At 71.1% G+C, this 25,704-nt stretch carries 24 protein-coding genes; 9 read left to right on the top strand and 15 right to left on the bottom strand.

The window, feature by feature from the left end:
- Positions 1-198: 198 nt before the first annotated feature.
- Positions 199-1,563, bottom strand: a complete 1,365-nt coding sequence (locus LK09_RS00705; RefSeq protein ID WP_039394288.1) for an NtaA/DmoA family FMN-dependent monooxygenase — start codon at positions 1,561-1,563, stop codon at positions 199-201.
- Positions 1,560-2,636, bottom strand: a complete 1,077-nt coding sequence (locus LK09_RS00700) for an LLM class flavin-dependent oxidoreductase (protein ID WP_039394285.1) — start codon at positions 2,634-2,636, stop codon at positions 1,560-1,562. Before LK09_RS00700 ends, LK09_RS00705 begins: the two co-directional genes overlap by 4 nt.
- A gap of 200 nt (positions 2,637-2,836) precedes the next feature.
- Here LK09_RS00700 and LK09_RS00695 point away from each other — a divergent pair, with 200 nt between their 5' ends.
- The 3 genes from LK09_RS00695 to LK09_RS00685 are packed head-to-tail and all read left to right on the top strand — an operon-like array spanning position 2,837 to position 5,522.
- On the top strand, positions 2,837-4,081 hold the full coding sequence (locus LK09_RS00695) for an LLM class flavin-dependent oxidoreductase (protein WP_082007958.1): 1,245 nt from the start codon (positions 2,837-2,839) through the stop codon (positions 4,079-4,081).
- A complete protein-coding gene (locus LK09_RS00690; protein ID WP_039394282.1) occupies positions 4,078-5,106 on the top strand; it encodes an LLM class flavin-dependent oxidoreductase in 1,029 nt (342 codons plus the stop codon). The genes LK09_RS00695 and LK09_RS00690 overlap by 4 nt, the downstream gene beginning before the upstream one ends.
- A gap of 38 nt (positions 5,107-5,144) precedes the next feature.
- Positions 5,145-5,522, top strand: a complete 378-nt coding sequence (locus tag LK09_RS00685) for an SHOCT domain-containing protein (RefSeq protein WP_039394279.1) — start codon at positions 5,145-5,147, stop codon at positions 5,520-5,522.
- Positions 5,523-5,748: 226 nt separating this feature from the next.
- Here the strand turns inward: LK09_RS00685 and LK09_RS00680 are convergent, their stop codons facing one another.
- Genes LK09_RS00680 through LK09_RS00660 form a run of 5 tightly spaced genes read right to left on the bottom strand, consistent with a single transcriptional unit; the run spans position 5,749 to position 10,783 of the window.
- Positions 5,749-7,230: an aldehyde dehydrogenase family protein gene (locus tag LK09_RS00680; RefSeq protein WP_039394276.1), complete on the bottom strand. Its 1,482-nt coding sequence runs from the start codon at positions 7,228-7,230 to the stop codon at positions 5,749-5,751.
- Positions 7,227-8,390 carry a M20 family metallopeptidase gene (locus tag LK09_RS00675; protein ID WP_039394274.1) on the bottom strand — a complete coding sequence of 388 codons (1,164 nt, stop codon included), beginning with the start codon at positions 8,388-8,390 and terminating at the stop codon, positions 7,227-7,229. The genes LK09_RS00680 and LK09_RS00675 overlap by 4 nt, the downstream gene beginning before the upstream one ends.
- Positions 8,383-9,054, bottom strand: coding sequence for a DUF1028 domain-containing protein (locus LK09_RS00670; protein WP_039394272.1), 672 nt, complete (start codon positions 9,052-9,054; stop codon positions 8,383-8,385). Before LK09_RS00670 ends, LK09_RS00675 begins: the two co-directional genes overlap by 8 nt.
- On the bottom strand, positions 9,051-9,497 hold the full coding sequence (locus tag LK09_RS00665; RefSeq protein ID WP_039394269.1) for a RidA family protein: 447 nt from the start codon (positions 9,495-9,497) through the stop codon (positions 9,051-9,053). The genes LK09_RS00670 and LK09_RS00665 overlap by 4 nt, the downstream gene beginning before the upstream one ends.
- Positions 9,494-10,783 carry a flavin-containing monooxygenase gene (locus LK09_RS00660; RefSeq protein WP_039394266.1) on the bottom strand — a complete coding sequence of 430 codons (1,290 nt, stop codon included), beginning with the start codon at positions 10,781-10,783 and terminating at the stop codon, positions 9,494-9,496. Before LK09_RS00660 ends, LK09_RS00665 begins: the two co-directional genes overlap by 4 nt.
- An 83-nt stretch (positions 10,784-10,866) precedes the next feature.
- Between LK09_RS00660 and LK09_RS00655 the strand changes: the two genes are divergently transcribed.
- Positions 10,867-11,802, top strand: a complete 936-nt coding sequence (locus tag LK09_RS00655) for a LysR substrate-binding domain-containing protein (RefSeq protein ID WP_039394264.1) — start codon at positions 10,867-10,869, stop codon at positions 11,800-11,802.
- Between the two features lie 181 nt (positions 11,803-11,983).
- Here the strand turns inward: LK09_RS00655 and LK09_RS00650 are convergent, their stop codons facing one another.
- The 4 genes from LK09_RS00650 to LK09_RS00635 form a co-directional block, all read right to left on the bottom strand.
- Positions 11,984-13,930, bottom strand: a complete 1,947-nt coding sequence (locus LK09_RS00650; RefSeq protein WP_197060936.1) for a primary-amine oxidase — start codon at positions 13,928-13,930, stop codon at positions 11,984-11,986.
- 48 nt (positions 13,931-13,978) lie between these two features.
- Positions 13,979-15,514, bottom strand: coding sequence for an APC family permease (locus LK09_RS00645; RefSeq protein ID WP_052226240.1), 1,536 nt, complete (start codon positions 15,512-15,514; stop codon positions 13,979-13,981).
- A 256-nt stretch (positions 15,515-15,770) separates the two neighbouring features.
- Positions 15,771-17,441: an aminotransferase class V-fold PLP-dependent enzyme gene (locus LK09_RS00640; protein ID WP_039394261.1), complete on the bottom strand. Its 1,671-nt coding sequence runs from the start codon at positions 17,439-17,441 to the stop codon at positions 15,771-15,773.
- A 149-nt stretch (positions 17,442-17,590) separates the two neighbouring features.
- Complete coding sequence (locus tag LK09_RS00635) at positions 17,591-18,532, bottom strand: glycerophosphodiester phosphodiesterase family protein (protein ID WP_039394258.1); 942 nt, start codon at positions 18,530-18,532, stop codon at positions 17,591-17,593.
- A gap of 219 nt (positions 18,533-18,751) precedes the next feature.
- Between LK09_RS00635 and LK09_RS00630 the strand changes: the two genes are divergently transcribed.
- Together LK09_RS00630 and LK09_RS00625 are read left to right on the top strand one after the other, a co-directional pair.
- Positions 18,752-19,420, top strand: coding sequence for an MIP/aquaporin family protein (locus LK09_RS00630; RefSeq protein ID WP_039394256.1), 669 nt, complete (start codon positions 18,752-18,754; stop codon positions 19,418-19,420).
- A 189-nt stretch (positions 19,421-19,609) separates the two neighbouring features.
- Entirely contained in the window at positions 19,610-20,536 is a 927-nt protein-coding gene (locus LK09_RS00625; RefSeq protein WP_082007957.1) for a Bax inhibitor-1/YccA family protein, read from the top strand.
- 61 nt (positions 20,537-20,597) lie between these two features.
- On the opposite strand, the gene LK09_RS00620 is transcribed toward LK09_RS00625, so the two are convergent.
- Complete coding sequence (locus LK09_RS00620; RefSeq protein ID WP_039394253.1) at positions 20,598-20,966, bottom strand: helix-turn-helix domain-containing protein; 369 nt, start codon at positions 20,964-20,966, stop codon at positions 20,598-20,600.
- A gap of 195 nt (positions 20,967-21,161) precedes the next feature.
- Here LK09_RS00620 and LK09_RS00615 point away from each other — a divergent pair, with 195 nt between their 5' ends.
- Positions 21,162-22,394, top strand: a complete 1,233-nt coding sequence (locus LK09_RS00615) for a DNA polymerase domain-containing protein (RefSeq protein ID WP_039394251.1) — start codon at positions 21,162-21,164, stop codon at positions 22,392-22,394.
- A 43-nt stretch (positions 22,395-22,437) separates the two neighbouring features.
- Here LK09_RS00615 and LK09_RS00610 read toward each other — a convergent pair whose 3' ends face one another.
- Positions 22,438-22,968 carry a TetR/AcrR family transcriptional regulator gene (locus LK09_RS00610; protein ID WP_039394248.1) on the bottom strand — a complete coding sequence of 177 codons (531 nt, stop codon included), beginning with the start codon at positions 22,966-22,968 and terminating at the stop codon, positions 22,438-22,440.
- Between the two features lie 61 nt (positions 22,969-23,029).
- On the opposite strand from LK09_RS00610, the gene LK09_RS00605 reads away from it, so the two are divergent.
- A complete protein-coding gene (locus LK09_RS00605) occupies positions 23,030-23,746 on the top strand; it encodes an MBL fold metallo-hydrolase (protein ID WP_039394245.1) in 717 nt (238 codons plus the stop codon).
- A 263-nt stretch (positions 23,747-24,009) separates the two neighbouring features.
- Here LK09_RS00605 and LK09_RS00600 read toward each other — a convergent pair whose 3' ends face one another.
- Both LK09_RS00600 and LK09_RS00595 read right to left on the bottom strand, forming a co-directional pair.
- The gene (locus LK09_RS00600) at positions 24,010-24,606 is read right to left on the bottom strand and encodes a ClpP family protease (protein ID WP_039394242.1); all 597 of its coding nucleotides are present in this window, start codon (positions 24,604-24,606) and stop codon (positions 24,010-24,012) included.
- Entirely contained in the window at positions 24,603-25,241 is a 639-nt protein-coding gene (locus tag LK09_RS00595; protein WP_039394240.1) for a ClpP family protease, read from the bottom strand. Before LK09_RS00595 ends, LK09_RS00600 begins: the two co-directional genes overlap by 4 nt.
- A gap of 120 nt (positions 25,242-25,361) precedes the next feature.
- Here LK09_RS00595 and LK09_RS00590 point away from each other — a divergent pair, with 120 nt between their 5' ends.
- The gene (locus LK09_RS00590; protein ID WP_052226239.1) at positions 25,362-25,700 is read left to right on the top strand and encodes a YciI family protein; all 339 of its coding nucleotides are present in this window, start codon (positions 25,362-25,364) and stop codon (positions 25,698-25,700) included.
- Positions 25,701-25,704: the final 4 nt, after the last annotated feature.

Raw genomic sequence — 25,704 nt, 5'->3', positions numbered from 1 at the left:
CAGCAATCGCCGCCGAGACAAGTGGTTCAGCCACGGTCTCGGCGGCGAAACTTGTTTCGGCGACGGGACGCCGGAGCAGGGGGGTCCGGGGCGGGATGCCACCGGCATCCAGACCCGCGTACGGGTGGCCGCACGGCCGCACACCGGGCACACGAAAGAGGTCCGGATGCCGTGCGGCATCCGGACCTCTGGGGGGGGTCAGACCAGGTCGAACGACCTCGACACCGCGTCCGGGGCGAGCGCGCGGCGGGTGAGCGGCGCCCGCAGGCCGAGGTGCTCGCGCAGGGTGCGGCCGCGGTACTCCGTCGGGTAGACGCCGCGTTCCTGCAGCTCGGGCACGAGGTGATTCACGATGTCGTCGATGCCCGACGGGATGAGCCACGGCACGATGTTGAAGCCGTCGACCACGCGCTCCTGCGCATAGCGCACCAGGAGGTCGGCGACGGTCTGGTACCCGCCGACGATTCCGCCCTGGCGCCTGCTCGCCTCGATCACGAACTCGCGGATCGACAGCCCCTTCTCGGATGCCTGCGCCCGCCACGCGGCCGCGGTGTCGCGCGCCTTCTGGCCGGCGAAGGCGGTGCCGCGCGTGGAACCCGTGACCTCCACGACGGGATCGATGTCCGGCAGGGGTCCGTCCGGGTCGTAGTCCTGCAGCGAGGTGCCCCACACGTTCTCCAAGAACGCGAGGGCGGTCGCGGGAGTCACCTGGTGCTCGGCCACCCAGCGGGCCTTCTCGGCGGCTTCGGCATCCGTCTCGGCGAGCACGAACTGCTGCCCGGGGAAGATCTTCACGTCGTCGTCGGGGCGTCCGGCGGCCACGACGCGGCGCCGGATGTCGGCTGCGAAGGCACGGGCATCCTCGAATCCGCCGTGGGCGCTGAAGATCACGTCCGCCGACCGTGCCGCGAAGTCGCGGCCTTCGTCGCTGTCGCCGGCCTGGAAGAGCACCGGATGCTCCTGCGGACCGCGCGGCAGGCGAGCGGAGCCGCGCACCGAGTAGTGGCCGAGGTCGCGCTCCACCGGGCGGATTCCCTCCTCGACGTCCCACGAGTCCCACACCGCCCGCGCGGTGTCGACGACCCGCTGCGCGTGCACGTACCGGTCGGCGTGGTCGAGGTAGCCGCCGCGGCGGAAGTTCTCGCCGGTCCATGCGTTGTCGGTCGTCACCACGTTCCAGGCGGCCCGGCCGCCGGAGAGCACGTCCAGGCTCTGCAGGCGGTGCGCGAGGTCGACCGGGTCGTTGTACGTCGTGTTCTGCGTCGCGACCAGCCCGATCCGGTCCGTGACGGCGGCGAGCGCGGCCAGCTGCGTGAGCGCATCGGGTCGCCCGACGACGTCCAGGTCGTGGAGCCGCCCGAGGTGCTCGCGCAGACGCAGTCCCTCGCCGAGGAAGAACGCGGCGAACAGCCCGCGCTCGGCGGTCTGCGCGAGGCGCCTGAACGACTCGAAGTCGGTCTGCGAACCCGATTCGGGCTCGGTCCAGATCGTCGAGAAGTTGACGCCCTGGAAGAAGACGCCGAACTGGATCTGACCGGACGGGTTCTCATCGGGCCGGCTCATGCGGGCACCGCCTCTCGCGTGTTTCTGTTCACGGCCACGGGGAGTCCGAGGCTCGTGCGAAGGGTGTCGCCGGCGGTCGGCGACCGGAAGACGCCGGCCCGGCGCAGGGCGGGGATGACGGCACGGCCGAGCTCGTCGGCATCCACGTCGATCTCGGCGGGCCGCACCCGCACTCCGTCCACCACGCCGGTGAGGCGGGTGAGCAGGGCGACGAGGCCCTCGGCGTCGCCGACGTAGCGTTCCGCGCGCGGAACCCACAGTTCGTGCGCGTCGAGGGTCGCCAGGCGGTCGGATGCCGCGCGGCCGGCCCGGTCGAGCACCACCTCCAGCTCCAGCCACACCCGCTGGGCGCCGGCATCCCGCACGGCGTCGACGGTGCGGGTGCGCTGCACGAGGGTGATGTCGGTGCCGGCCGGGCTCGCCTCGGACGCGTCGGCGGCGATCGGCAGCTGTCCCTGCGGAGGGCGGGGCACGATGCTCGGGCCCTTGACCGACCAGTCCCGGCCGGTGAAGTCGGCGTAGTGCACGCGGTCGCGATCGAGGTACCGCCAGGTGTCGGTGTCGCGCACGACGGCGTCGTCCTCCCACGTGTCCCAGAGCACCCGGCTCGCCTCGACCGTGTCGGCGGCATCCCGCCGGGCGACGGTGGCGGTGACCGGTTCGCGTCCGTACCGGGCGGCGATCGCGACATCCGGATCCGCGCCGACGATCCAGCCGGCGCGCCCGCCCGAGGCGAGGTCGAGGGATGCCAGCTGCGTGGCGAGGTGGAACGGCTCCGCGTACACGCTCTGCACCACGGGGATGAGTCCGATGGCGGAGGTCAGGGGCGCGGCGAACGCCGCCCGCTGGACCGCATCGATGCTCCCCGGCGCCCCGACCGGAACGGGCGGGTCGTCGAAGGTCACGGCGGTGAACCCGGCGCGCTCGGCCGCGACCGCCCGGCGGCCGAGTGCGGCCGCGATCCGGCGCACGCGCTCGGCGGCGCTCGCGGAGTGGGATGCCGCGACCGAGGCGGCGGGATGCGCGCCGTCGCCGTCGAGGTCGACGACGATCGCGAATGGATGGCTGGTCACGGTTCCTCCACGGGGGTCGGTGTGGTTCGACGGTAGAAGGCCGGACGGGGCGGCAGCCGCGCGTGTGAAGAAGTGCGTCGGGCGATGACGAACGGAGTCGCACGGGGGTCCGGATGCCGTGTGACGGTGCGTGACGGGACGATTACCCCGCATGAAGGACCCGCCCGATCCGGCGCCCGCGGCATCCCTACGATCGGCGCATGACCCACCGCGCACCGCTCTCCGTCCTCGACCTCTCCCCGTTCGGATCCGGCCAGACCCCGGCGGACGGCCTGCGCGCGAGCATCGACCTGGCGCGCCGCGCCGAACAGCTCGGCTACCGGCGCTACTGGCTCGCCGAGCACCACCTCAACCCGGGCATCTCCGGGGCCGCGCCGCACGTGCTGCTGGCGGCGATCGCCGCCGCCACCGAGCGCATCCGCATCGGCACGGCGGCGACCATCATCGGCAACTCGACCCCGCTGCAGGTGGTCGAGGCCGCGGGTGTCGTGAGCGCTCTGCATCCGGGGCGCTTCGACCTCGGCATCGGGCGATCGGGCGGACGCAGCTCCGCAGAGAAGAGCCCGGCGGGCGCTGCGGCACCCGACCGGGTGGTGGACGGGCTCGTCATCCCGTCGCCGGTGCCGTTCCCGATCGACGCCCCCCGATTCGCCGCGCAGGCCCGGCTGCTGGGACGGAGCCTCGACGAACCCGACACGTTCGAGCAGGACGTCCACGACATCCTCGCCCTCATCGCGGGGACCTACGTGCCGCCCGAGGGCGTGCCGATCCATGCCACCCCGGCCGAGGGCGAAGACATCGACGTCTGGATCCACGGGTCCAGCGCGGGACCGAGCGCCCGGCTCGCCGGCTCCCTCGGACTGCCCTTCGGCGCGAACTACCACGTCGCCCCGTTCTTCGTGCTCGAGGCGGTCGAGGCGTACCGCGCCGCCTTCGTGCCCGGCCGCCTGGCCGCCCCGCACGTGATCGTGTCGGTCGACGTCGTGGTCGCCCCGACGGATGCCGAAGCCCGCGAGCTGGCCGCCGGCTATCCGCAGTGGGTGCACTCGATCCGGGCCGGACAGGGGGCGATCCCCTATCCGACGGCGGCGCAGGCCCGCGCGAATCCGCTGGATCCGGATGCCGCTGCGGCGGTGCACGACCGCGTCGTCACGCAGTTCGTCGGGTCGCCGGAGCGCGTCGCCGAGCAGCTGGACACACTGCAGCGCGTCACCGGCGCCGACGAGCTGCTCGTCACGACGATCACCCACGACCCCGCCGACCGAGTGCGCTCGTACGAGCTGCTCGCCGCGGAGTGGGATGCCGGGGCCCGGGCCTCGCGCGCAGAGCCCGTCGAAGCGCACCTCGGCGACAGCCCTTCGACAGGCTCAGGGCACGAGACCGTGAGCTCAGGGCACGAGACAGTGAGCGCAGGGCACGAGACCGTGATCGGGGCCCTCGCATGACCGCAGTCGTCCCCGAGGCGGGCTTCATCCTCGCCGGCAACTACGCCGAGTCCGACCCGGCCGCGGGCCTCGAGTCGGTGCTGCGGCTCATTGTGCTCGGCGAAGAACTCGGGTACCAGGTCGCCGGCATCCGCCAGCGCCACCTGGAGCGCGGGGTGTCGTCGGCGCTCCCGTTCCTCGCCGCGGCGTCGCAGCGCACCTCCGACATCCGCCTGGAGACCGACGTCGTGCCGCTCGGCTACGAGACCCCGTTCCGGCTCGCCGAGGACTTCGCGACGGTCGACGCCCTGTCCGGCGGTCGCGTGAACGTCGGCGTCTCGACCTCTTCCCCGCACAACGAGCTGCTGCGGGAGCTGGCGCGTCCGGATGCCCCCGCCGACACGGACGGCTACGCGCTGGTCGAGCGGTTCCTGGAGGCCCTCGCCGGCCGGGACCTCGCCGCCGAGCCGCTGCCGACCCCGTACGGACCGCAGATCCCGCGCATCCAGCCGCACGTGCCGGGTCTGCGCGACCGCGTGCAGCTGGGCGGCGGGTCCGAGCGCTCTGTGCGGTGGGCGGCGAACCACGGTCTCGGCCTGCTGCTGGGCAACATCACCACGGGCGACGGATCGCTGTCCTTCGAGGCCGCCCAGCGCGCGCAGATCGACGACTACGACGCCCACTTCACCGGACGATCGGCATCCGTCGGCGTGGAACGCGTGATCGTGCCGCTCGACGGCGCCACCCGCAGCCAGCGGGACCACTACCGCGCCTACGCCGCCGCCCGCGAGGAGCGCACGCGGCAGCCGGCCCGGCACGGCGATCGCTCGATCATCTTCCAGCGGGATCTCGTCGGTTCGTCGGACGAGATCATCGAACGCCTGCGCGCCGATCCGACCTTCGACGGTCGCACCCGCCTGCGGGTCTCACTGCCGTACGGGTTCACCGATGACGAGTACGCGCAGATCCTCACCGCGATCCGCTCCCACGTGCTGCCCGAGCTCGGCTGGATCGCGCGGACGGGCACTGTCTCCGCCGCCGCGTAGACCGATAGATTGAGCTCACTTCTTCGAAAGGACGGCCCGTGTTCTTCTGGTGGATTCTGTGGACCTTCTACCTGGTCGCGTACCTGTACATCATCTTCTTCGTCATCCAGGACCTGTTCCGTGACGAGAAGCTCAGCGGCTGGTGGAAGGCGCTGTGGATCATCCTGCTGATCTTCGTGCCGTTCCTCACCGGACTCGTCTACGTGATCGCCCGCGGCAAGGGCATCGCGCAGCGGCAGTCCGAGGCCCGGGGTCGTGTGGTGCGCGAGGCCGACGACTACACGCCGGCGGCATCCGCCAGCCCCGCCGCGGACATCGCCCGCGCCAAGGAGCTGCTGGATGCCGGCACCATCTCCCAGGGCGAGTTCGACGCCCTGAAGAGCAAGGCCCTGGGCAACCAGTACTTCGGCGCCTGATCCGGGCCCCCGGTCGTTGAGCGAGGACGCCGCAGGCGACCGAGACGAAACGCATCCTGCCCTTCGCTCCCCACGCCCACTCCACGCATCGCTTCGCGCTGCGCGGAGCCTCGGGGCGCGTGGCCCCAGGCTCGGGGCGCGTGGCCCCAGGCTCGGGGCGCGTGGCCCCAGGCTCAGGGCGCGAGAGCATGCGCGCTGAGCCTGTCGAAGCGCAAAAACCCGCAACTCAGCCGTGCTGGAACCACGTGGTCTTCCAGTCGGTGTAGTTGTCGAGGGCGTGACGTGACAGGTCGCGGCCGAAACCCGACTGGCGGAACCCGCCGAACGGCGTCGTGAGGCCGAGGGCATCGACCGTGTTCACCGACACCGTTCCGGCGACGAGCGCCTCCGACACGCGGTGGGCCCGGCCGAGGTCGTTGGTCCACAGGGATGCCGCCAGTCCGTAGTCGGTGGCGTTCGCGAGGCGCACGGCATCCTCCTCGGCGTCGAACGGCAGCACGGCCACGAGCGGGCCGAACACCTCGACCCGGTGCAGGTCGTGGCCGGCATCCAGCCCCGTCACGATCGCCGGGCGCAGGTACGCGTCGGATCCCGTGATCGTGACCCGCTCGCCGCCCGCGACGAGGTCTCCGTCGCGGGCGGCCTGAACGATCGCGGCGCCCACCTCGTCGGCGTGCGCCCGGCTGATCAGCGACCCGTTGCCGGGGTCTCCGGCGAGCGGGTCGCTCGGCTCGTAGGCGCGGGATGCCGCGGCCAGCAGCGCCACGAACTCGTCGTGCGCGGCGCGCTCCACGAGGATGCGGGAGTTCGCCGAGCACACCTGGCCCTGGTTGTAGAACGCGCCGAACGCGGCCTTCTCGGCGGCGAGAGGCAGGTCGGCGTCGGCGAAGACGACGTTGGAGCTCTTGCCGCCGGCCTCGAGCGCGACGCGCTTCAGGTTCGAGCTGCCGGCGTCCACCATGAGCTGCCCCGCGACCGCGGTCGACCCGGTGAAGGCGAGCACGTCGATGCCGGGATGCCGGGCGATGCGGTTGCCGACGGTGGAGCCGCGTCCGGGCACCACGTTCAGCGCGCCCGCGGGGATGCCGGCCTCGAGCGCCAGGTCGGCCAGGCGCAGGGCGCTCAGCGACGTCTCGGTCGCGGGCTTGTGCACCACGCTGTTGCCCGACGCCAGCGCCGGGGCGAGCTTCCACGCGGCGATCTCGAGCGGGTAGTTCCACGGGGTGATCGCCCCGACGACGCCGAGCGGCACCCGGCGCACGAGCGCGGTGGACCCGGGCGGGGTCGCCGGGATCTCGTCGTACCGCTTGTCGGCGAGCTCGCCGTACCAGCGGAACGTCTCGGCCGCGCCGGGCACGTCGACGGTGAGGGTCTGCGCGATCGGCTTGCCCGAGTCGAGGGTCTCCAGCAGGGCGAGCTCGTCGAGGTTCGCCATCATGAGGTCGGCGAGGCGGATCAGCGCCTTGCCGCGTTCGGCGGCCCCGATCCGGCTCCACACGCCCGATTCGAACGTGCGGCGCGCGTGCGCGACCGCGGTGTCCACGTCGGCCGCGGTGCCGGCGGCGAGGTCGGCGAGGAAGGCCTGCGAGCCGGGGCTCGTCACCGCGAGGGTGGCGCCGCCTTCGGCATCCACCCGGCGTCCGTCGATGACGGCCCGGCCGTCGATCGTGAGGTCGCGGGCGCGGGCGGCCCAGTCGGTGGTGGTCATGCTCGTTCTCCTTCAGGGGATGCCGCAGCCCGGCTGCGGGCCACGTCCAGCGCGGTCCAGGCCAGAGCGACGGCGCCGTCGCGCAGGGTCTGTTCGGCGGCCTCGCCGACGCACGCCTGCGCGAATTCGAGTTGATGGTTGCTCGCGTCGCCGCCGACGCCGATGTACGGATGGATGGCGTTCACGACCTGCGACACGTTGCCCATGTCGGTCGAGGCGCGGTTCATGGTCGCCGCGATCGGGTCGACGTCGAAGTCGCGGCCCAGGGCGACGGCGTTGGCGCGGTAGAGGTCGAGGGCCTCCGCATCGGTTCGCATCTCGGAGTAGCGGCCGCCCTCGGGGGTCACCGTCAGCGCGGCACCGGTCGCGAGCGCACCCGCCTCGAAGCAGTTCAGCACGCGCTTCTCGATCTCGAGCAGCTTCGCCGTGCTGTCCGCGCGCACGTACCAGCGCCCCTCGGTGCGCTCGGGGATCGCGTTGGGCGCCTCGCCGCCGCGGGTCTGCACGCCGTGCACGCGCACGCCCGGCGGCAGCTGCTGGCGCAGCAGGGCGATGGCGGTCTGCGCGAGGAGGAAGGCGTCGTTCGCGTTGACGCCGCGTTCCGGATAGGCCGCCGCATGCGCCGCCTTGCCGTCGTAGCGGACGTGCCAGTGCGCCACCGCGAACGGCTCGGCCTCGGCGACGTCGACCGGCGCGGGGTGCGCCATCAGCGCGAAGTCGAGCTCGGTGAACGCGCCGCGCTCGAGCAGCTCGATCTTGCCGCCGTAGCCCTCCTCGGCCGGGGTGCCGATCACCTCGACGGTGATGCCGAGCTCGTCGGCGACCCCGGCGAGCGCGATCGCGCCGCCGACGCTCATGGCCGAGATGAGGTTGTGCCCGCACGCGTGCCCGAGTCCGGGGAGCGCGTCGTATTCCGCGAGGAAGCCGACGGTGAAGCCGTCGCCCGATCCGCGGACCGCGCGGAACGCGGTCGCAAGTCCCAGGTAGGGCTGCTCGATCGTGAACCCGTGCCGTTCCAGGACGGCGGCGACCCGCGCCGACGACCGCACCTCCTGCCAGCCGAGCTCCGGGTCGGCGTGGAGCTCGTTCGAGAGCGTCACCAGCTCGTCGGCGACCTCGGCGAGCCGCTCGGCGACGCGATCCTTGAGCCGCTCACTCATCGCCGGGCACTCCGTATGACGGCGCGAGCGACGGGTCGAGGCCCCGCGTGACGTAGTCGTCGCGCTGCGGCATCCACAGCGCCAGCAGATCGCCGAGCTCGGCGATCGGGTCGCCCTCGGTCCAGTCCACGCGCAGGTCGGTGACGCGCCAGCCGGCATCCCGCACGACCGAGAGCCCCGCCGAGTGCACCGGACCCGCCTCGCCTCCGGCATCCCGCGCCGCGTTCATCGCCGCGAGCAGGCGCACCTCGAGGTCGCCGGAGGCGGCGGCGTAGGCGTCCACCATGAGCTGCGGGATCTCGGCCGCGGCCAGCATGTTGCCGCCCGCGACGACCCCGGAACCCGCGGCGTCGCCGAACACGCCGAGCGCCCGCGGACCGGAGTGGGCGGCGGTGCGGCCCGCGGCATCCACCACCAGGATCTGCCGGAACTCGATGTGCTTGGCGGTGTCGACGACGGCCTGCAGCGCCTGGCTCGCGGACATCCGCGAGTGCAGCCGGTGCAGCACCGCCGGCCCGAGCCTCGGGTCGGTGATGTTCTGCGAGTTCACCGCTCCGATGCCGTCTTCGAGGTGCACGCAGCGCGCCGCGACCGCGGGCGACGAGGAGCAGATGGCCGACCCGAACGCGCCGGTCTCGTCGCGCGCGACGATCGAGAACGTCACCGCTCGCCGCCCTTCGGCAGGCTCGCGGCGCTGTCGGAGATGACGGCGGTGGCGTCGATCTCGACGAGCCACTCGGGGCGGGCCAGGGCGCTCACGACGATGCCGGTCGAGACCGGGAACACGCCCTTCAGCCACCGGCCCATGACCTGATAGACGGTCTCGCGGTAGCGCGGGTCGATGATGTACACGACGACCTTGACGATGTCCTCGAGCGACGACCCGGCCTCGTCGAGCAGCATCGCGATGTTCGCCATCGCCTTCTCGGCCTGCGCCTCGACGTCGCCGATGCCGACCGACTCGCGGGTCTCGAGGTCCTGCCCGATCTGACCGCGCAGGTACACGACGCCGCCCGCGACGACGGCCTGGCACAGGTCGTTGTCGAGGTTCTGCTCGGGGTAGGTCTCCTTGGTGTTGAACGGGCGGATGCGGGTGTGGTGGGTCATCGGGATGCTCCGGTGGTGGCGAGGACGGGCTCGGATGCCGTCGGGTGGGCGTCGTCGTAGGCGCGGTAGCCGCGCTGGATCGCGATCTGGTCGGCGAGGTACTTGGCGTCGTGCCACACGCCCCAGATGAAGCTCGACCCGCGGCGGGACTGCCACGGCAGCCCCAGGAAGTACACGCCCGGCTCGGCTGACACTCCGCGCTGGTGGCGGGGGCGGCCGCGCTCGTCGAACGTGTCGACCTCCAGCCAGCCGTAGTCGGCGCCGAATCCGGTCGCCCAGACGATGCTCGTGATGCCGGCCCGCTCCAGATCGAGCTGCAGGATCGGGTCCGTGACGCAGAGCGGATCGGGGCCGAGCACGTGCGCCGCGGGCTCCTCGGGAAGGTCGAGGCCGTTGCGGGCGATGAAGGCGTCGGCCTCCTGCAACAGGCCCAGGTAGTTCGCGTCGCCGGCGGCGATGTTCTTCGCCAGGTCGGGTGCGAACGCCAGGACGCCGTCGGCGTAGGCGCCCGCGCGTCCGAGCAGGGTGATTCCGGATGCCGCGAGCCGGCGGAAGTCGACGGTGCGGCCGCCGTTCGCGCCGGACACCGCGATCGTGACGTGCTCCGCCCCGGCCGCGGGCGTCGCGGCATCCCACTTGCCGAGCACGCCCAGCCAGTAGCAGAAGTCGCGGCCGCGGTAGCTGCGCGGGGGCCGGTCGTGCGGGCCGACGGCGAGGAAGACCTCGCGGCCGGAGGCGCGCAGCTCGTCGGCGATCTGCACGCCCGACGATCCGGCCCCGACCACGAGCACGCCGCCCTCGGGCAGCTGGCCCGGACGGTGGTACGCGCTGGAGTGGATCTGGTGGATGCCGGCCGACGCCGGCACGACCTGCGGGACGATCGGGGTCTGGAACGGCCCGGTCGCTGCGACGACGTACCGCGCTGCGATGGTGCCCTGGGACGTCACGGCGCGGAATCCCGGCGCGCCCGCGTTCTTGCGGACGGAGGTGACCTCCACGCCGGTGCGGATCGGCGCCCCGAAGTTCGCGGCGTACGCGGTCAGGTATTCGGCGACCTCGTCCTTGCCGGCGAACGCGTCGGGGTCGAGGTCGAACTCCATGCCGGGAAAGCGGTCGTGCCAGGCGGGGCCGTTCGCGACCAGCGAGTCCCAGCGCCACGAGCGCCACCGCTCGGCGACGCGATCGCGCTCCACGACGATGTGGGGCACGCCCCCGCGGGTCAGATGCTCACTCATCGCGATGCCGGCCTGGCCCCCGCCGACGACGAGTACTTCGGTCTCTTCCATGCTTCGATCGTCCCGGCCGCGATTGCATCTGTACACTTCACAAACTCGACGTGCTGCATCAATTCTGTTGATACTGTGGCGGCATGGCACGTCTCGGCCGCCCCGACATGACCCTCGTCCAGCTGCGCTACTTCGTCGCCGCGGCGACGAGACGCTCGATGACCGAGGCATCCCTCGATCTGCACGTCGCCCAGTCGGCGGTCTCCACCGCGATCGCCCAGCTGGAGCGCTCGCTGGGCGTGCAGCTGTTCGTCCGCCAGCGCAGCAAAGGGCTGGCCCTCACGGATGCCGGCGAGCAGCTGCTGCGCGACACGCAGTCCCTGCTCGCGCAGGTCGACGAGATGACCGACGCGGTGCGCGGACAGCACCACGACGTGCGCGGCACGCTGCGGCTCGCGTGCTTCACGACGATCGCGCCGTTCGTGCTGCCCCGGCTCATCTCGCGCGTCGAGCAGGAGCATCCCGACCTGCGCGTCGAGATCATCGAGGCGGATGCCGACGGCACCATCGAGCTGCTGCTGTCGGGGGCGGTCGAGGGCGCGATCGCGTACGACTTCGGCGACGTGCACGACCTCGCCTTCGACCACCTGTACGACGCCCCGCCGCACGTGATCGTGTCGGCCGAGCACCGCTTCGCGCATCGCAAGCGCCTGAAGCTCGCGGAACTCGCCGGCGAAGACCTGGTGCTGCTGGACCTCGCGCACTCGCGCGACTACTTCCTCGGGATGCTGCGGGATGCCGGCCTCGACCCGCACATCCGGTACAGCTCGCGCAGCTACGAGACGGTCCGCTCCCTCGTCGCGCGCGGGCACGGGTACTCCGTGCTGAACCACATCCCGCAGTCGCCGCGTACCTACGACGGCGGCGAGCTGCGCGCGATCCCGATCCAGAACGCCGTGGCATCCCTCGAGGTCGGCTTCGTCCGGGTCAAGGACGTCCGCCCGACCGCCCGGGCTCGGGTGATCGCCTCCCTCGCCCGCGAGCTGTTCGGCACGCCTCCGGTCGCCCCCGGTCGTTGAGCGAGGACGCGCCAGCGCGACCGAGAAGAAACGCGTCGGGCTCGGCACGCCCGCATCAGCGCCCTGAGCCTGTCGAAGGGCAGTCGCACCGGGGGTCTTGCGCTTCGACAGGCTCAGCGCGCACGCTCCCGGTCGTTGAGCGAGGACGCGCGCAGCGCGACCGAGACGAAACGCGTCGGCGTCAGCAGTGGCACTCCTCCTCGGCGCAGTGGCCGCGCGCGGGGGTCGGAGCGGGCACGTCCAGCGCCGGGTTCTGGTCGAAGAAGCCGGTCGGCTTCAGCGTGAAGCCGGTGTAGTCGACGGGCATGATCGGCCAGTCCTCGGTGCGGGGGAAGTGCGTGAGCCCGAAGCTGTGCCACAGCACGATGTTCTGCCCGTCGATGTCGCGGTCCTGTGCGACGTACTCCGGAAGCCCCGCGCTGCCGACGCTCTGGTTGACGAAGTCCCCGGCGGGGTAGCGCTCCTCCTCGTCGAAGCGGGTGACCCAGAGGTGCTCGGTCGCGAAGGCGGCACGCCGGGCGATGGACGAGTCGTCTGCCATCGCGAGCGTCGGCTGCCCCTCGGGGAAGAGGGTGTACGCGGTCGGCTCGCCGACGACGTTCGTCTTCTCGGTGTTGACGATCTCCCAGACGCGCCCGACCGATCCGTCGGCCTTGCGGCGTCCGTCCGCCTCGGTCCCCAGCACCGTGCGCTGCCGCGTGAACGCGTTGCCGTGTGGGTTGCCCACACCCTTCGGCACGCGCTTGAGGTCGAGCTCGTGCACGGCGTTGGCGCCGCCGTCCACGGCCATGTCCAGGCGCGCGCAGAAGATGTGCTGGTGGTACGGAGCGGCGAGCCCGGGCGCGATCCGCGAGGCGTACGGGTAGTCGCCCTCGGGGTAGCGGGCGGTGAACACGATGCCGGTGGCCTTCGCCTCGAACTGGATGGTGCCGTCCAGGTACAGGTACCAGTAGAACCCGTAGTCGTAGTTTCCGACCGTGGTGAAGAAGCTCACCACGAGCCGGCGCTGGCGGCGGGTGGAGGCGTGGTTCGCCCACTCGTCGGTGTGCTTCCAGAGCAGGCCGTAGTCCTCCTCGTGGATGCAGATCGCCTGCGGGATCTCACGCGGGTTGCCGAAGTCGTCGGCGACCACCGGCGTCAGGTAGGTGATCTCGCCGAGGCAGTCGCAGCCGAGTTCGAGCGAGTTCGCGTCGCGGCCGACGAGGTACTCGCCGGTGTCGAAGTAGTTCTGCCACGACCGGTACGGTGCCGGGTCGCCGTAGGGGACGACCATCTCCGCGATGGATGCCCGGTCGATGACCGACCGGCGCGTGCCGTGGTCGTCGAAGCCGATCTGGCTGAGCACGAGCCCTTCGCGGGCGTCGAACCCGACGTGGAGCTCCCACTTCTGCCAGCGCAGCACGTTGCCCTCGAGGGTGAAGCTCGGCCCCTCCGGCTGGGTGATGACGATGGGCTTGAGGTCGGTGCGCAGTGGGCCGGTGAGCTCGGGGTCCTCGAAGTTGCCGTTGGTGAGCGGGATCGGAACCGGCCCGTCGTCGATGATGCGCACCACGCGGCGCTCGATCATGTCGACGAAGGCGACCAGCTGGTCGACCGGGTGTCCCCACGCGTAGTCGGCGGCATCCCGCTGCAGGAACGCGAGCCCGCGCAGCAGGCGCTTGCCCTCTTCGCCCTCGTAGTCGAAGATGCCCGCCGACAGCGGTGCGACGCGCACATCGCCGGGCTCCAGCCCGCGGGATGCCAGGGCTTCGATCCAGCCGGCATCCTGAGCGAGGATGTCCTCGATCGCGGCGAACTCCTCCAGCAGCACCGGGGCCTGGCCGACGAGCGCGGGATCCACGGCGGTGGCGCGGATCGTCTCGCCCGCCGTGAGGTCGACGACGAGGTCGGTGGTGTCGCCGGTGGCGGTGTCGAGCAGGATGACGCGGGCGCGGCGGTTCGGGCGGCTGCCGGCATCGCGCAGTTCGGCCTTGGCCGGGTCCTTCAGGCCCAGGTAGGCGACGCGGACGGTGTCGCCCAGGCGTCCCTCCGCGACGAGGTGGTCGCGGACCGCGGTGATCTCGGCGGCATCCAGCGGGTCGAGGGGGTGCGTGCGACGCACGGTCGGCGTGGCGAGAAGCTCAGTCACGATGGTGTCTCCTTGTATCGAAAAGCTCGGTAACGAAAGCGCGGGGCGTCAGTCGCCGACCATGACGGCGAGTTCTTCGTCGCTGATCTCGGTGCCGGCATCCCGGCCGCGACGGCGCTCCCAGAGGTAGCCGACGACGGCGAGCGCGGCGATCACCAGCAGGGTCGCGATGGTGAACACCTCGAACGTGACCTGGTCGACGCCCCAGATCTCGTGGAAGTCGTACTTCACTCCGAGAAGCTTCTCCAGGGTGCCGGGGAACACCGCCACCCACGAGCCGAGCACGACCCAGGCGTAGATCACGACCGTGCAGATCCACAGTCCGGCGGTGCCGCCGGGGATGCGGAACGGCCGCTTCACGTCGGGGTAGGCGCGGCGCAGCTTGATGACCGTCGGGAAGATGACGAGGTACGACAGCAGCAGCGTCGAGATCGCGATGATGAGCACCACGTTGAAGATGTTCGCCGTGGCGGTGCTGCCGCTGAACAGCATGGTGGCGGCGATGCAGAACACGGTCGCGACGATGCCCGACAGCAGGTTCATGCGCACCGGGGTGCCCAGGCGCGGGGAGAACTTCCCGAAGTAGCGGAAGAACGCGCCGTCGGCGGCGGCCGCGGCCTGCACCCGGTCGGAGGCGATCATCCAGGCCGACGCCTGGGTCAGCACTACGAAGATGAACAGCACGGCCGCGATCCACATCAGCGGGCCGGCCGCGGGCCCGTAGACCTTGAAGACCTCTTTGAACGAATCCAGCAGGCCGGATGCGCCCTGCACCTTGCTGGCCGGCAGCACCGCGAGGATCGCGAAGATCGGGATCAGGTAGCAGAGGATCGAGATGAGACCCGAGGATGCCACGGCCTTCGGCACGTCCTTCTGCGGGTCGCGCATCTCCTCGGCCGCGCCGTTCGGGGCCTCGAAGCCGACGACCGCGAACAGGATCACCGGCACGACCGCGAGGAACCCGCCGACGGTCGGCGAGAAGTCGCCCACCGCGTAGCCGTGCACCCCGTACTTCACGGCATAGATGCCCACCGTGACGACGAAGATCACCAGCAGGGCGACCTTGACGATGCCGCCGGCTGCCACGATGTGCTTGCCGTACTGCAGGCCGATGATCGCGGTTGCGATCGCCACCCAGATGAAGACCATCTTGAAGACGTAGTCGCCGGCGCTGCCCGACGGCAGCGGTGAGATGTAGGTGTCCCAGGTCAGCGCGGCGACGAACACGAGCGATCCGCCCATCCACAGCGGGTTGGTGATCCAGTAGAACATGGTCGAGATCGCGGATGCCAGCTTGCCGTAGGCGAGCCGCACCCACACGAACGGCCCGCCCTCGCCGTGGAACGTGCTGCCCAGCTCGGCGACGACGAGCGCATAGGGGAACAGGAAGAAGACGCCGATCACGAGCGTCCACGTGAACGCCTCGGCCCCGCCGCCGGCGGCGATCGCGGCGATCGTGTCGATCGCGATGATCGCGCTGATCGAGAGCAGGATGATGTCGATCCGCCCCAGCGTCTTGCGGAAGTGCTGGGTGCGGATGTCGGAGGTCTCGAGGTCGGGGGCGCTCATGTCGGGTGCGCTCATGGGGGACTCCTCTGTCCGGGTACGGCGTCGAGTCAACCGCACCCGACCGCATCGCGCCAATACATGTCCCCGACCCACTGGATCAACGGAACTGATGCTGCCCGACCCGTTTCGTCTCGTCGCTGCGCTCCTCGCAGCGAGACGAAACGCGTCCACCGGCCTGAGGCGAGACAGGCCAACGCCGACGAAACACACCCGGCGCCGACACGGCTCGTCGGAGAAGCCCTGTTTCGCCGGACCTGGCCAGGCCCGGACTTCACTCCCCCAGGGATGCCGCGGGCAGGTCGAACCAGCGCAGGTGCTCGAAGTCGGCATCCAGCTGCGCGCCCTCGTCGGGCCCCGGCTCGGGCAGCCCCTCCAGCAGGGTGCGGGCCTCGGCGAGGTAGCCGGCGAGGGCGTCCTCTCCGGCGGTGTGCTCGTCGTGCGGATGCACGAGGTTGCCGTTCGGGCCCCAGCGCACGTCGGCGAGGCGCAGGGGCGGTTCGACGAGTCCGTGCTCGTGGTGCCAGAGCCCGCTCATCGGGTCGAACCGGTAGTGCGGCACCAGCCGGTAGCCGAGGTCGGCGACGAGGGCCACGGCATCCACCACGTAGCGGAACACGACGTCGCTCAGGAAGTAGTTGAAGCTCACCCGCACCCAGCCGGGCTTGATGCCCTCGCAGCCGAGCACGATCTCCCTCTCGAACTCGTGCGAGCGGGCCAGGTCGATCCCGAGCAGGCGATGCCCGTAGGGGCCGGCGCACGAGCATCCTCCCCGGGCCTGGATGCCGAACAGGTCGTTGAGCATGGCGACGACGACGTTGTGGTGCAGATACCGCCCGCTCGGCGCGGTGACCACGAACGACAGGATCGACAGGCGCTCCGCCGACGCGTTGCCGAGCACCTGGATCGCGGGATGCTCGCTCCATACCGCACGGGCCCGGGCCAGGAAGAACGCCTCCCGCTCGCGGATGACGTCGACGCCCACGTGGTCTTTGAGGGCGAAGACCAGCCCGGCGCGGATCGATTCGATGATCGCCGGGGTTCCGGCCTCCTCGCGGCGCACCGGGTCGTCGAGGTAGCGGTGCTCGTTCGTGTTCACGTAGGCGACCGTGCCACCGCCCACCTGCTCCGGGACCCCGTTCACCAGCAGACGCCGGTGCACCGCGAGCACGCCCGGTGTTCCGGGCCCGCCGATGAACTTGTGCGGCGAGAGGAAGACGGCATCCATCCCGGTCGCCGCGATGTCGATGTCGATGTACGGCCCGGCGGCGGCGTAGTCCCAGAATGCGAGGGCGTCGTGCTCGTGCAGCAGCGCGGTGATCTGCGCGGTGTCCGAGAGGATGCCGGTCACGTTGCTGGCCGCGCTGAAAGATCCGATCTTCAGGGGCCGGTCGGCGAACCGTTCGAGCTCGGCGGTGAGGGTGTCCTGCGAGATGTGGCCGGCGGCATCCTCCGGGATGGTCACGACGTCGGCGATCGACTCCCGCCAGGGCAGTTCGTTGCTGTGATGCTCGTAGGGCCCCACGAACACCACCGGACGCTGCGCCGACGGGATCTGCTGCGACAGGCCGAACCGGCGGTCGAGCTCGGCGGGGATCCGCAGCCCGAGGATGCCGACGAGCTTGTTGATCGCCCCCGTCGCCCCGTTCCCGGCGAAGAGCACGACCGTGTCGTCGGTGCCGTGCACCGAGCGGTGGATGATCGCGCGGGCATCCTCGCGCAGACGGGTGGTCTGCAGGCCGGTGCCGCTGGATTCGGAGTGGGTGTTCGCGTAGCGGGGCAGCACCTCGTCGCGCACGAAGTCCTCGATGAACGTCAGCGCGCGCCCGGATGCCGTGTAGTCCGCGTAGGTCACCCGCCGGGCGCCGAACGGTCCGTGCATGACCTGGTCGTCGCCGATGACGGATGCCCGGATCTTCGTGAGGATCGGAGCCTCGGTGCCCATCCCTCGACGGTAGACCCGGATGCGCCCCGGTGGAAGGGGCCGGATGCGGGATGCGGCGGCGCCGAGACAAGTGGATGCCGCCGACACAAGTGCACGGCGGCTCGGTCTCGGCGGCGAAGGCCTATCTCGGCGATGGGGCGGGATGCCGGTCAGGCGAGCGCGGGGTGGTCGACGAAGACGGCATCCACACCCGTCGCGCGGATCGCGGACCACTCGGCGCGGTAGTCGCCGAAGGCGGCGGCATCCGGCCCGCGACGGAACCGGGGATCCAGAAAGGCGTTCTCGGGCCGGAGGGTCCACGTGAACACGCGCAGGCCGCGGGCGTGCGCGCGGGCGACGAGCGCCGGGCCCGCGGCATCCAGCAAGGTCGCCTTGTCGACGCTGATCGCCGCGATGCCGGATGCCGCAAGGTCGTCGAGGCCGGCATCCGTCGTCGTCTGCGCATACGGGATGCCGGTGTCGGGCGCCGATCCGGATGCCTCCAGCAGGACGACGTGCTCGGCGACGATGCCGAGCGACTGCAGCTCGTGCAGCACGGTGCGCTCGAACGACTCGACGATCACGGGGCGTGACCCGTCGGCCCAGCCCGTCTCGCGCAGCTCGGCGGCCAGCAGCGCCGCCATGTCGAACCCGGCCGCGGCGAGGAACGTCGGATGCTTCACCTCGATCACCGGCACGACGACCCGGTCCACCGCGGCCAGCAGCTCCAGCAGGTCGCGCAGGCGAAGGATCGGCTCGCTCCCGTCGAACGCCGCCGAGGCCGGCCGCAGGTCCGGAATGCGCTCCCGGGCGGTCAGGGTCGACAGCTCGTCCCACGTGAAGTCCTCGCAGAACCAGCCGGAGAGCGTCTCGCCGTCGACGACCTTCGACGTGCGGCGGTCCGCGAATTCGGGTCGGGATGCCACATCCGTCGTACCGCTCAACTCGACGTCGTGCCGCACCACCAGCACGCCGTCGGCGCTCACGACCACGTCGGGCTCGACGGCATCCGCCCCCTGCGCGATGGCCAGCTGATAGGCCGAACGCGTGTGCTCGGGTCGGTATCCGGGCGCGCCGCGGTGGCCGATGATAAACGGTCTGGATGTGGACACGCCGACAGGGTACCTGCCGAGACATGCAGGAATCTTTCAGACTGAGGTGGCGGCGGCGTCGCCGATCGGTCATGATGAGAGGAGAACTCCTGCCTCCGGCCGGCGATGAACGCCCTGGATTTGCGGGGGTTCTCTTTGCGTGCCCCGGCATATGTGGGGCACGTCCACTTATCCCGTAACCTTCCCGGCCCCGGGACCAAGAACTGAGGAACACAGCTCATGACTGGCCTTGCTCGCACCGCGCTCGCTGAAGCGCTGGGCACTTTCCTGTTCGTCTTCGCTATCATCGCCGCCGTCGACAGCGGCAGCCCCCTGACCCCGATCGCCATCGGCTTCGCGCTGATGGTGCTCGTCTACGCCACCGGCCACATCTCGGGTGCGCACCTGAACCCGGCCGTGTCGCTCGGCGTCTGGATCCGCGGCGCCATCGACGGCAAGACCTTCGTCGGCTACATCATCGCGCAGTTCGTCGGCGCCGCCCTGGCCGCCGCGGTCAGCTTCGCGCTGTGGCCCGCCGCCCAGCCCCCGCGCGTCCACATCGTGCCGGCGTTCCTCGTCGAGGCGATCTGGACGCTCGTCCTGGTCTACGTCGTCCTGAACGTCGCCACCTCGAAGGACCACCCGAACAACCACTTCTACGGCCTCGCCATCGGCTCCACCGTGCTCGTGGGCGCGGTCGCCGTCGGCAGCATCTCGGGCGGCGGGTTCAACCCGGCCGTCGCGCTCGGCCTGTCGATCACCGGCCACTTCGCCTGGCCGGCCATCTGGCTGTACGTCCTCGCCCCGGCCGTGGGCGCCGCGATCGCCGCGATCCTGTTCCGCGTGCTGAACCCGGACGACAAGGTGGAGACCCCCACCGTCGACACGAAGGCCGAAGCCGTCGCCTGAGCGTCCTCGTTCCGAACGGGTCCGGTGCACTGCGCACCGGGCCCGTTCGCATCTTCGGGATACCATCCGGGGGTATCGGCCGGCACGCATATCCGTCTCACAGATCCTCCCCGGCACCGGGCGCTTTGCAGCGGGTATCGTGGAGTAACAGCAAGCGCTGTCAGACACGACCTACGGAGAGTGATCGCAATGGCGGCCAACCCCGCCTTCAACAACCCCGCCTTCCAGGAGCAGCCTGCGGGCCGCTACCAGGGCGCGCCCCAGACCGGGTTCGCGCAGCCCGGTCAGACGCCGCAGTACGGGCAGCAGGTGCCGCCCACCGCGCAGCAGCAGGCGGCCGTCAACGCCCAGTTCGAAGGCGCCTACGCCGCGCCCGAAGCGGGCGCGCTGCAGCACGGCCGGATGACGGTCGAAGACACCGTCTACAAGACCATCGGCCTGTTCGCGGTGCTGCTGGTGACCGCGGTCGTCGGCTGGGTGTGGTCGTCGTCCACGATCCGCGAGACGGCGAGCGGCCCGACCGCCAGCATGCTGCCGTGGCTCATCGGCGCGATCGGCGGGTTCGTGCTCGCGATGGTCGTCATCTTCACGTCGGCCAAGAAGGTGCGCCCGGCGCTCATCTTCGGCTACGCCGCGTTCGAGGGCCTGTTCGTCGGGGCCATCTCGCTCTACTTCGAGCTGATCTTCCCCGGCATCGTGCTGCAGGCATCCCTCGCCACCCTCGCGGTCGTCGGCGTGACGCTCGCCCTCTTCGCCTCCGGCAAGGTGCGCGCCTCCAAGCGGGCCACCAAGATCTGGATGATCGCGATGATCGGCTACATGGTGTTCGCACTGCTGAACGTCGTGCTGATGCTGTTCAACGCCCCGGTCGCGGGCGGCATGTTCGGCCTCTACAGCATGAAGATCGGCCCGTTCCCGCTGGGCCTCATCATCGGCGTGCTGGTGGTCATCATGGCCGCGTACTCGCTGGTGCAGGACTTCGACTTCATCCAGCAGGGCGTGCGCAACCGCGCTCCGCGCGAGCTCGGCTGGCTCGGCGGCTTCGGCATCATGGTCACCGTCGTCTGGCTGTACCTCGAGATCCTGCGGATCATCGGCATCGCCCGATCCAACTGATCTGACACACGCAACGGCCGCCCGGACACTCGTCCGGGCGGCCGTTCGGTCTGTTCGGGGGTCAGGCGGCGAGGAGCACCGCTCCGGATGCCGGCCGCGCGAGGCGCTCGGCGACCGCGAGGGTGAGGTCGTGCAGCGACAGGTCGTGGGCTCCCGCGATCGCGGCGATCATCTCGCTCGACGGCTCCTTGCGGCCGCGCTCCACTTCCGAGAGGTACTGCACCGAGACACCGGCGCGTTCGGCGACGTCGGCGAGCCGCTCGCCGCGCTCCTGACGGATGCCGCGGAACACGTCGCCCATCGTCTCGCGCCACAGCGGTTCGACTCCGGATGCCGGCGCGCGCCCGGCCTCCCGTTCGACGCCGGCGGTCTCCGGCTCGAGGCCGGCGGCATCCGGCATCCGTCGCGGGAATGCGATGATCTCGCCCATGCCCTCACCCTAGGCACGCGCCGCACACTCGCGCACCCCGTTCCGCCGTGAGCAGAACCCCGCCCGCCGTCCTCAGCCCGCTCCGGCCCGCCGAGACAGGGCTTGCCGACCGAGACAGGCCTGCGCCGACTCGATTTCGTCGGCGTGGCCCTGTCTCGCGCACCGGGGCAGCCGACCCGGGCGTAGCCTGGGGCCGTGGCGGGGGCATCGGAGACGCATATCGACGTGGACGGGCACGAGGTGCGCGTGTCGCATCCGGACAAGGTGGTCTTCCCGGGGCCGGGGCTGACCAAGCTCGACATCGTGCAGTACTACGTGTCGGTGGCCGACGGCGCTCTGCGGGGTGCGGGCGGGCGGCCGATGGTGCTCAAGCGCTTCGTGAAGGGGATCGACGCCGAGCCGTTCTTCCAGAAGCGGGTGCCCGAGAACCATCCGGACTTCATCGACACCGCCACGCTGCTGTACGCGCGGGGCACCTCCGCCGAGGAGGCCGTGGTGCGGGATGCCGCGGGCCTCGCCTGGATCGCGAACCTCGGCTGCCTCGACCTCAACCCGCATCCGGTCCGCGCCGAAGACCTCGACCACCCCGACGAGCTGCGCGTCGACCTCGACCCGATGCCCGGGGTCGATTGGTCTCAGATCGTCGACACCGCGTTCGTCGCCCGCGAGGTGCTCGACGACCACGGCCTGGTCGGCTGGCCCAAGACCAGCGGGTCGCGCGGCATCCACATCCTCGTGCGGATCGCGCCGGAGTGGGATTTCCGCGCCGTGCGCCTCGCCGCCGAGACCCTCGCCCGCGAGGTCGCCGACCGGGCCCCGGGCCTGGCGACCGCCCAGTGGTGGAAAGAGGAACGCGGCGAGAGCGTGTTCGTCGACTTCAACCAGAACGCCAAGGACCGCACCGTCGCGTCGGCGTACTCCATCCGCGCGCTTCCGGATGCCCGCGTCTCGATGCCGCTCTCGTGGGACGACCTGCGCACTGCGAGCCCGGAGCAATTCACCGCCGTCACCGTCCCGGCGCTGTTCGCCGAGCGCGGCGACGCCCACGCCGGCATCGACGATGCGGTGGGCCGGCTCGACGCCCTGCTGCACCTGGCCGAGAAGATGGGTCCGGCGGAGAAGCCGCCGCGCGGTGCGTCCGCCGACGGCCGCCGGGCCTCCACGATGCCGCTCATCGAGGTCGCCCGCACCAAGACGAAGCCCGAGGCGATGGATGCCCTCGACGTGTGGCGGAGGAAGCATCCGGATGCCGCGGCGGCGCTGCATCCGGCCGACGTGCTCGTCGACGGGATGCGCGGATCCAGCTCGCTCTGGTACCGAGTGCGCGTGAACCTGCAGCACGTGCCCGAGCCCGAACGTCCGCCGCAGGAGGACCTGATCGCGGACTACGATCCCTGGGCCGGCAAGACCTGGCCCGCCGGTCGTTGAGCGAGGGAGCGCAGCGACCGAGACGAAACGCAGCAACCCGGCCTCAACGCCCGGAGTCGATGCCCGCCGTCAGCCGTTTCAGTCCGTACTCGAACGCGGCGTCGATGTCCCCGCCCATGCGGAACGCACCGGCGAGCTCCATGCTGATGAACCCGGTGGCCCACGCGGTCAGCAGGCGGGCGGCATCCAGCGCGTGCTCGTCGCCGACGGTCTCGCGCGCGGCGCGCAGCACGGGTTCGACCGCTCGGCCCATGCGCTCGGCGGCCGCATCGTTGGCGAACATCAGCCGGAAACCCTCCGGATGCTCGTGCGCGAAGGTGCGGTAGGCGCGTCCGAGGTCGCTGAGCGACGAGCCGGATGCCGCGAATCTCGTCGCGACGTCGTCGGCCGTCGCCTCCGCGACCATCACCAGCAGGGCGTCGCGGTCGCGCACCCGCTTGTAGAGCGAGGGCGCGCGCACCCCGACGCGGGACGCGACCGCCTGCATGGTGAGCGCCGCAGGGCCCCCCGCTTCGAGCAGCTCCCGCGCGGCCGCCACGATCTCGGCCACGCTCGTGCGATCGGGTGTCGGCATCCTGATCCCCCTTCATGATGACTATTGACATTAGCCATCATAGCTAATTATCGTAGCCAACATGGAACTCGGACCCCACCTTCGCCGGATCGGCAACGACATCGTCGCCGCCTACCTCATCGTCACCGACGACGGCATCACCGTCGTCGACGCCGGGCTCGCCGGGCAGTGGAAAGACCTGCTCGCCGAGCTCGAGACCATCGGACGCCCGCTGTCCGACATCCGCGGGCTCATCGTCACGCACGGCGACTCCGACCACGTCGGTTTCGCCGAGCGCCTCCGCCGCGAGGCCGGCATCCCCGTCTACGTGCACCAGGCGGATGCCGAGCGCGCTCGCGGCCACGTCAAGTCCAAGGCGGGCGGCGGCAAGATGAAGGTCGGCGCCACCCTGGGCTTCTTCGCCTACGCTCTCCGCAAGGGCGGCATGCGCACCACGTGGCTCACCGACCTCGTCGAGATGCACGACGGAGACGTCCTCGATCTGCCCGGCGCTCCGCGCATCATCAGCATGCCCGGGCACTCCCCCGGCAGCGTCGCGGTGTACTCCCAGGTCGCCGACGCCGTGTTCGTCGGCGATGCCCTCACCACCCGCAACGTGCTGACCGGCGTCGGCGGGGCGGCTCCCGCTCCGTTCACCGACGACCCCGCCGCAGCCCTGGAGTCCCTCGACCACATCGCCGCGCTGGATGCCGGGTGGGTGCTGCCCGGACACGGCACGCCCTGGCACGGCTCCCCGGCGAGCGCTGTCGAGGCCGTGCGCGCCGCCGCAGCATCCTGAGCCCCTCGGTCGTTGAACAAAGGCGCGCAGCGACCTCGGCCCCCGGTCGTCGAGCGAAGGAGCGCAGCGACTGAGACGAAACGCAACCACCCCGGGCGGCTCGCTGCGTTTCGTCTCGCTGCGCTCGCTCAACGACCGGAACCCCACACCCCGGGCGGCTCGCTGCGTTTCGTCTCGCTGCGCTCGCTCAACGACCGGACCCCGCACCCCGGTCGTTGAGCGAGGGAGCGCAGCGACGGAGACGAAACGCAACGATCGGGGGCTCACTCCGCCGGGACGCGCTCCAGCACCCGGTCGACGAGCCCGTAGGCGACGGCGTCCGCGGCGGTGAACACCCGGTCACGGTCGGTGTCCGCGCGCAGGCGCGCGGCATCCTGCCCCGTGTGCCGGGCCAGGAGCTGCTCGACCTCGCCGCGCACGCGCACCAGTTCGTCGGCCTGCAGGATGAGGTCGGGCACGGCGCCGCGGCCCTGACCCGCCGGCTGGTGCAGCACGACGCGGGCGTGCGGCAGCACGGCGCGCTTGCCCGGCGCTCCGGCCGCGAGCATCACCGCCCCGACGCCGACGGCCTGCCCGATGCAGGTCGTCGCGACATCCGGCCGCACGTGCTGCATGGTGTCGTAGACCGCCAGCATCGCCGCCTCGTCGCCGCCCTCGCAGTTGATGTAGAGCTGGATGTCGCGGTCCGGGCTGTCGGCGTCGAGGTGCAGCAGCTGGGCGATGAGGGCGTTCGCCACCCCGGCGTCGATACCGGTGCCGAGGTACACCACGCGTTCGGCGAGCAGGTGCGAGTAGACGTCCATGATGCGATCGCCGCGCGGATCGCGGCTGATCACGTTGGGGATCGTGTAGGAGCTCATGCGGCATCCCTCCTCGGGGTCTCGACCGGCACGCCGAGCCCGGCGGGGCGCCGGCGGTGCGGGGTGATCTGGGCGAAGTCGGAGACGATCTGGTCGATGAATCCGTAGTCGAGGGCCTCGCCGGCGGTGTACCAGCGGTCGTGCAGCGAGTCCTCGAAGATGCGCTCGAGGGGTTGCCCGCTGTCCTCCGCGATGATGCCCAGCACGGTGTCGCGCATGTGTCGCAGGTCGCCGGCCTGCACCTCCACGTCGACGGCGGATCCGCCGATGCCGGAGGATCCCTGGTGCATCAGGATGCGGGCGTGCGGCAGCGCGCGGCGCTTTCCCGGCGTCCCGGCCGACAGCAGGAACTGCCCGGCGCTGCAGGCGAGCCCGAGCGCCAGCGTCGCGACGTCGTTGGGGATGAGCCGCATCGTGTCGCGGATCGCGAGCATGGACGGCACCGAGCCGCCGGGCGAATGGATCCACAGGGCGATGTCGGCCGCGGCATCCTCCGCGGCCAGCGACATGAGCTGCGTCATCAGGAGGGGGCCGTTGTCGTCGTCCAGCACCCCGTCGAGCACCAGCACGCGCTGCTGGTACAGCTCGCGGCGTGCCTCCGGTCCGAACACCGGGATCTTGTTTTCCTCTGCCATGCCCCCACCTTCGCGCGCCCGCCGCGACCCCGGGGCGGTTTCGTCCGGTGGTGGATCCGCCCTCGGCGGATCCTCCCTGGGCGGATCGACGTCGGCGTACGATCGCCATCGGAGGCGAACATGAGCGAAGAGTCGGGCCCGGCGGCGGGATGGCTGCCGCACTACCTGCTGCTGTACTTCTCCGAGCCGGGCGCGCGGGCGCGCGTCGGCGAGCTGTTCCCGGCGCACAACGCGTACGCCCGGGCATTCGCGCAGGAGCATCCTGGTGAGCCGCTCCTCATCGGCCCCTTCCCCGAACCCGAGGACGGGCAGCCGGGCGCGCTGTCGGTGTTCCACGACCGCGATGTCGCCGCCGAGTTCGCGGCGGGAGACCCGTTCGTCGTGCAGGGCGCGGTCAGCGAATGGCGCATCCGGGAGTGGTGGGTCTCGCCCACCAGCGCCGCCGTGCAGGCGGACTGACCCG

Origin of the sequence: Microbacterium mangrovi (assembly GCF_000802305.1) — a bacterium.
Taxonomy (GTDB): domain Bacteria; phylum Actinomycetota; class Actinomycetes; order Actinomycetales; family Microbacteriaceae; genus Microbacterium; species Microbacterium mangrovi.
The sequence above is the reverse complement of the archived record's forward strand: the minus strand, read 5'-3'. Positions and strand labels throughout refer to the sequence as shown.

Bases quoted from the DNA above. Each gene is read 5' to 3' on its own strand.
- LK09_RS00705 (WP_039394288.1), bottom strand. From the start codon at position 1,563: ATGAGCCGGCCCGATGAGAACCCGTCCGGTCAGATCCAGTTCGGCGTC.
- LK09_RS00695 (WP_082007958.1), top strand. From the start codon at position 2,837: ATGACCCACCGCGCACCGCTCTCCGTCCTCGACCTCTCCCCGTTCGGA.
- LK09_RS00690 (WP_039394282.1), top strand. From the start codon at position 4,078: ATGACCGCAGTCGTCCCCGAGGCGGGCTTCATCCTCGCCGGCAACTAC.
- LK09_RS00680 (WP_039394276.1), bottom strand. From the start codon at position 7,230: ATGACCACCACCGACTGGGCCGCCCGCGCCCGCGACCTCACGATCGAC.
- LK09_RS00675 (WP_039394274.1), bottom strand. From the start codon at position 8,390: ATGAGTGAGCGGCTCAAGGATCGCGTCGCCGAGCGGCTCGCCGAGGTC.
- LK09_RS00665 (WP_039394269.1), bottom strand. From the start codon at position 9,497: ATGACCCACCACACCCGCATCCGCCCGTTCAACACCAAGGAGACCTAC.
- LK09_RS00660 (WP_039394266.1), bottom strand. From the start codon at position 10,783: ATGGAAGAGACCGAAGTACTCGTCGTCGGCGGGGGCCAGGCCGGCATC.
- LK09_RS00655 (WP_039394264.1), top strand. From the start codon at position 10,867: ATGGCACGTCTCGGCCGCCCCGACATGACCCTCGTCCAGCTGCGCTAC.
- LK09_RS00645 (WP_052226240.1), bottom strand. From the start codon at position 15,514: ATGAGCGCACCCGACATGAGCGCCCCCGACCTCGAGACCTCCGACATC.
- LK09_RS00640 (WP_039394261.1), bottom strand. From the start codon at position 17,441: ATGGGCACCGAGGCTCCGATCCTCACGAAGATCCGGGCATCCGTCATC.
- LK09_RS00630 (WP_039394256.1), top strand. From the start codon at position 18,752: ATGACTGGCCTTGCTCGCACCGCGCTCGCTGAAGCGCTGGGCACTTTC.
- LK09_RS00625 (WP_082007957.1), top strand. From the start codon at position 19,610: ATGGCGGCCAACCCCGCCTTCAACAACCCCGCCTTCCAGGAGCAGCCT.
- LK09_RS00620 (WP_039394253.1), bottom strand. From the start codon at position 20,966: ATGGGCGAGATCATCGCATTCCCGCGACGGATGCCGGATGCCGCCGGC.
- LK09_RS00610 (WP_039394248.1), bottom strand. From the start codon at position 22,968: ATGCCGACACCCGATCGCACGAGCGTGGCCGAGATCGTGGCGGCCGCG.
- LK09_RS00605 (WP_039394245.1), top strand. From the start codon at position 23,030: ATGGAACTCGGACCCCACCTTCGCCGGATCGGCAACGACATCGTCGCC.
- LK09_RS00600 (WP_039394242.1), bottom strand. From the start codon at position 24,606: ATGAGCTCCTACACGATCCCCAACGTGATCAGCCGCGATCCGCGCGGC.
- LK09_RS00595 (WP_039394240.1), bottom strand. From the start codon at position 25,241: ATGGCAGAGGAAAACAAGATCCCGGTGTTCGGACCGGAGGCACGCCGC.
- LK09_RS00590 (WP_052226239.1), top strand. From the start codon at position 25,362: ATGAGCGAAGAGTCGGGCCCGGCGGCGGGATGGCTGCCGCACTACCTG.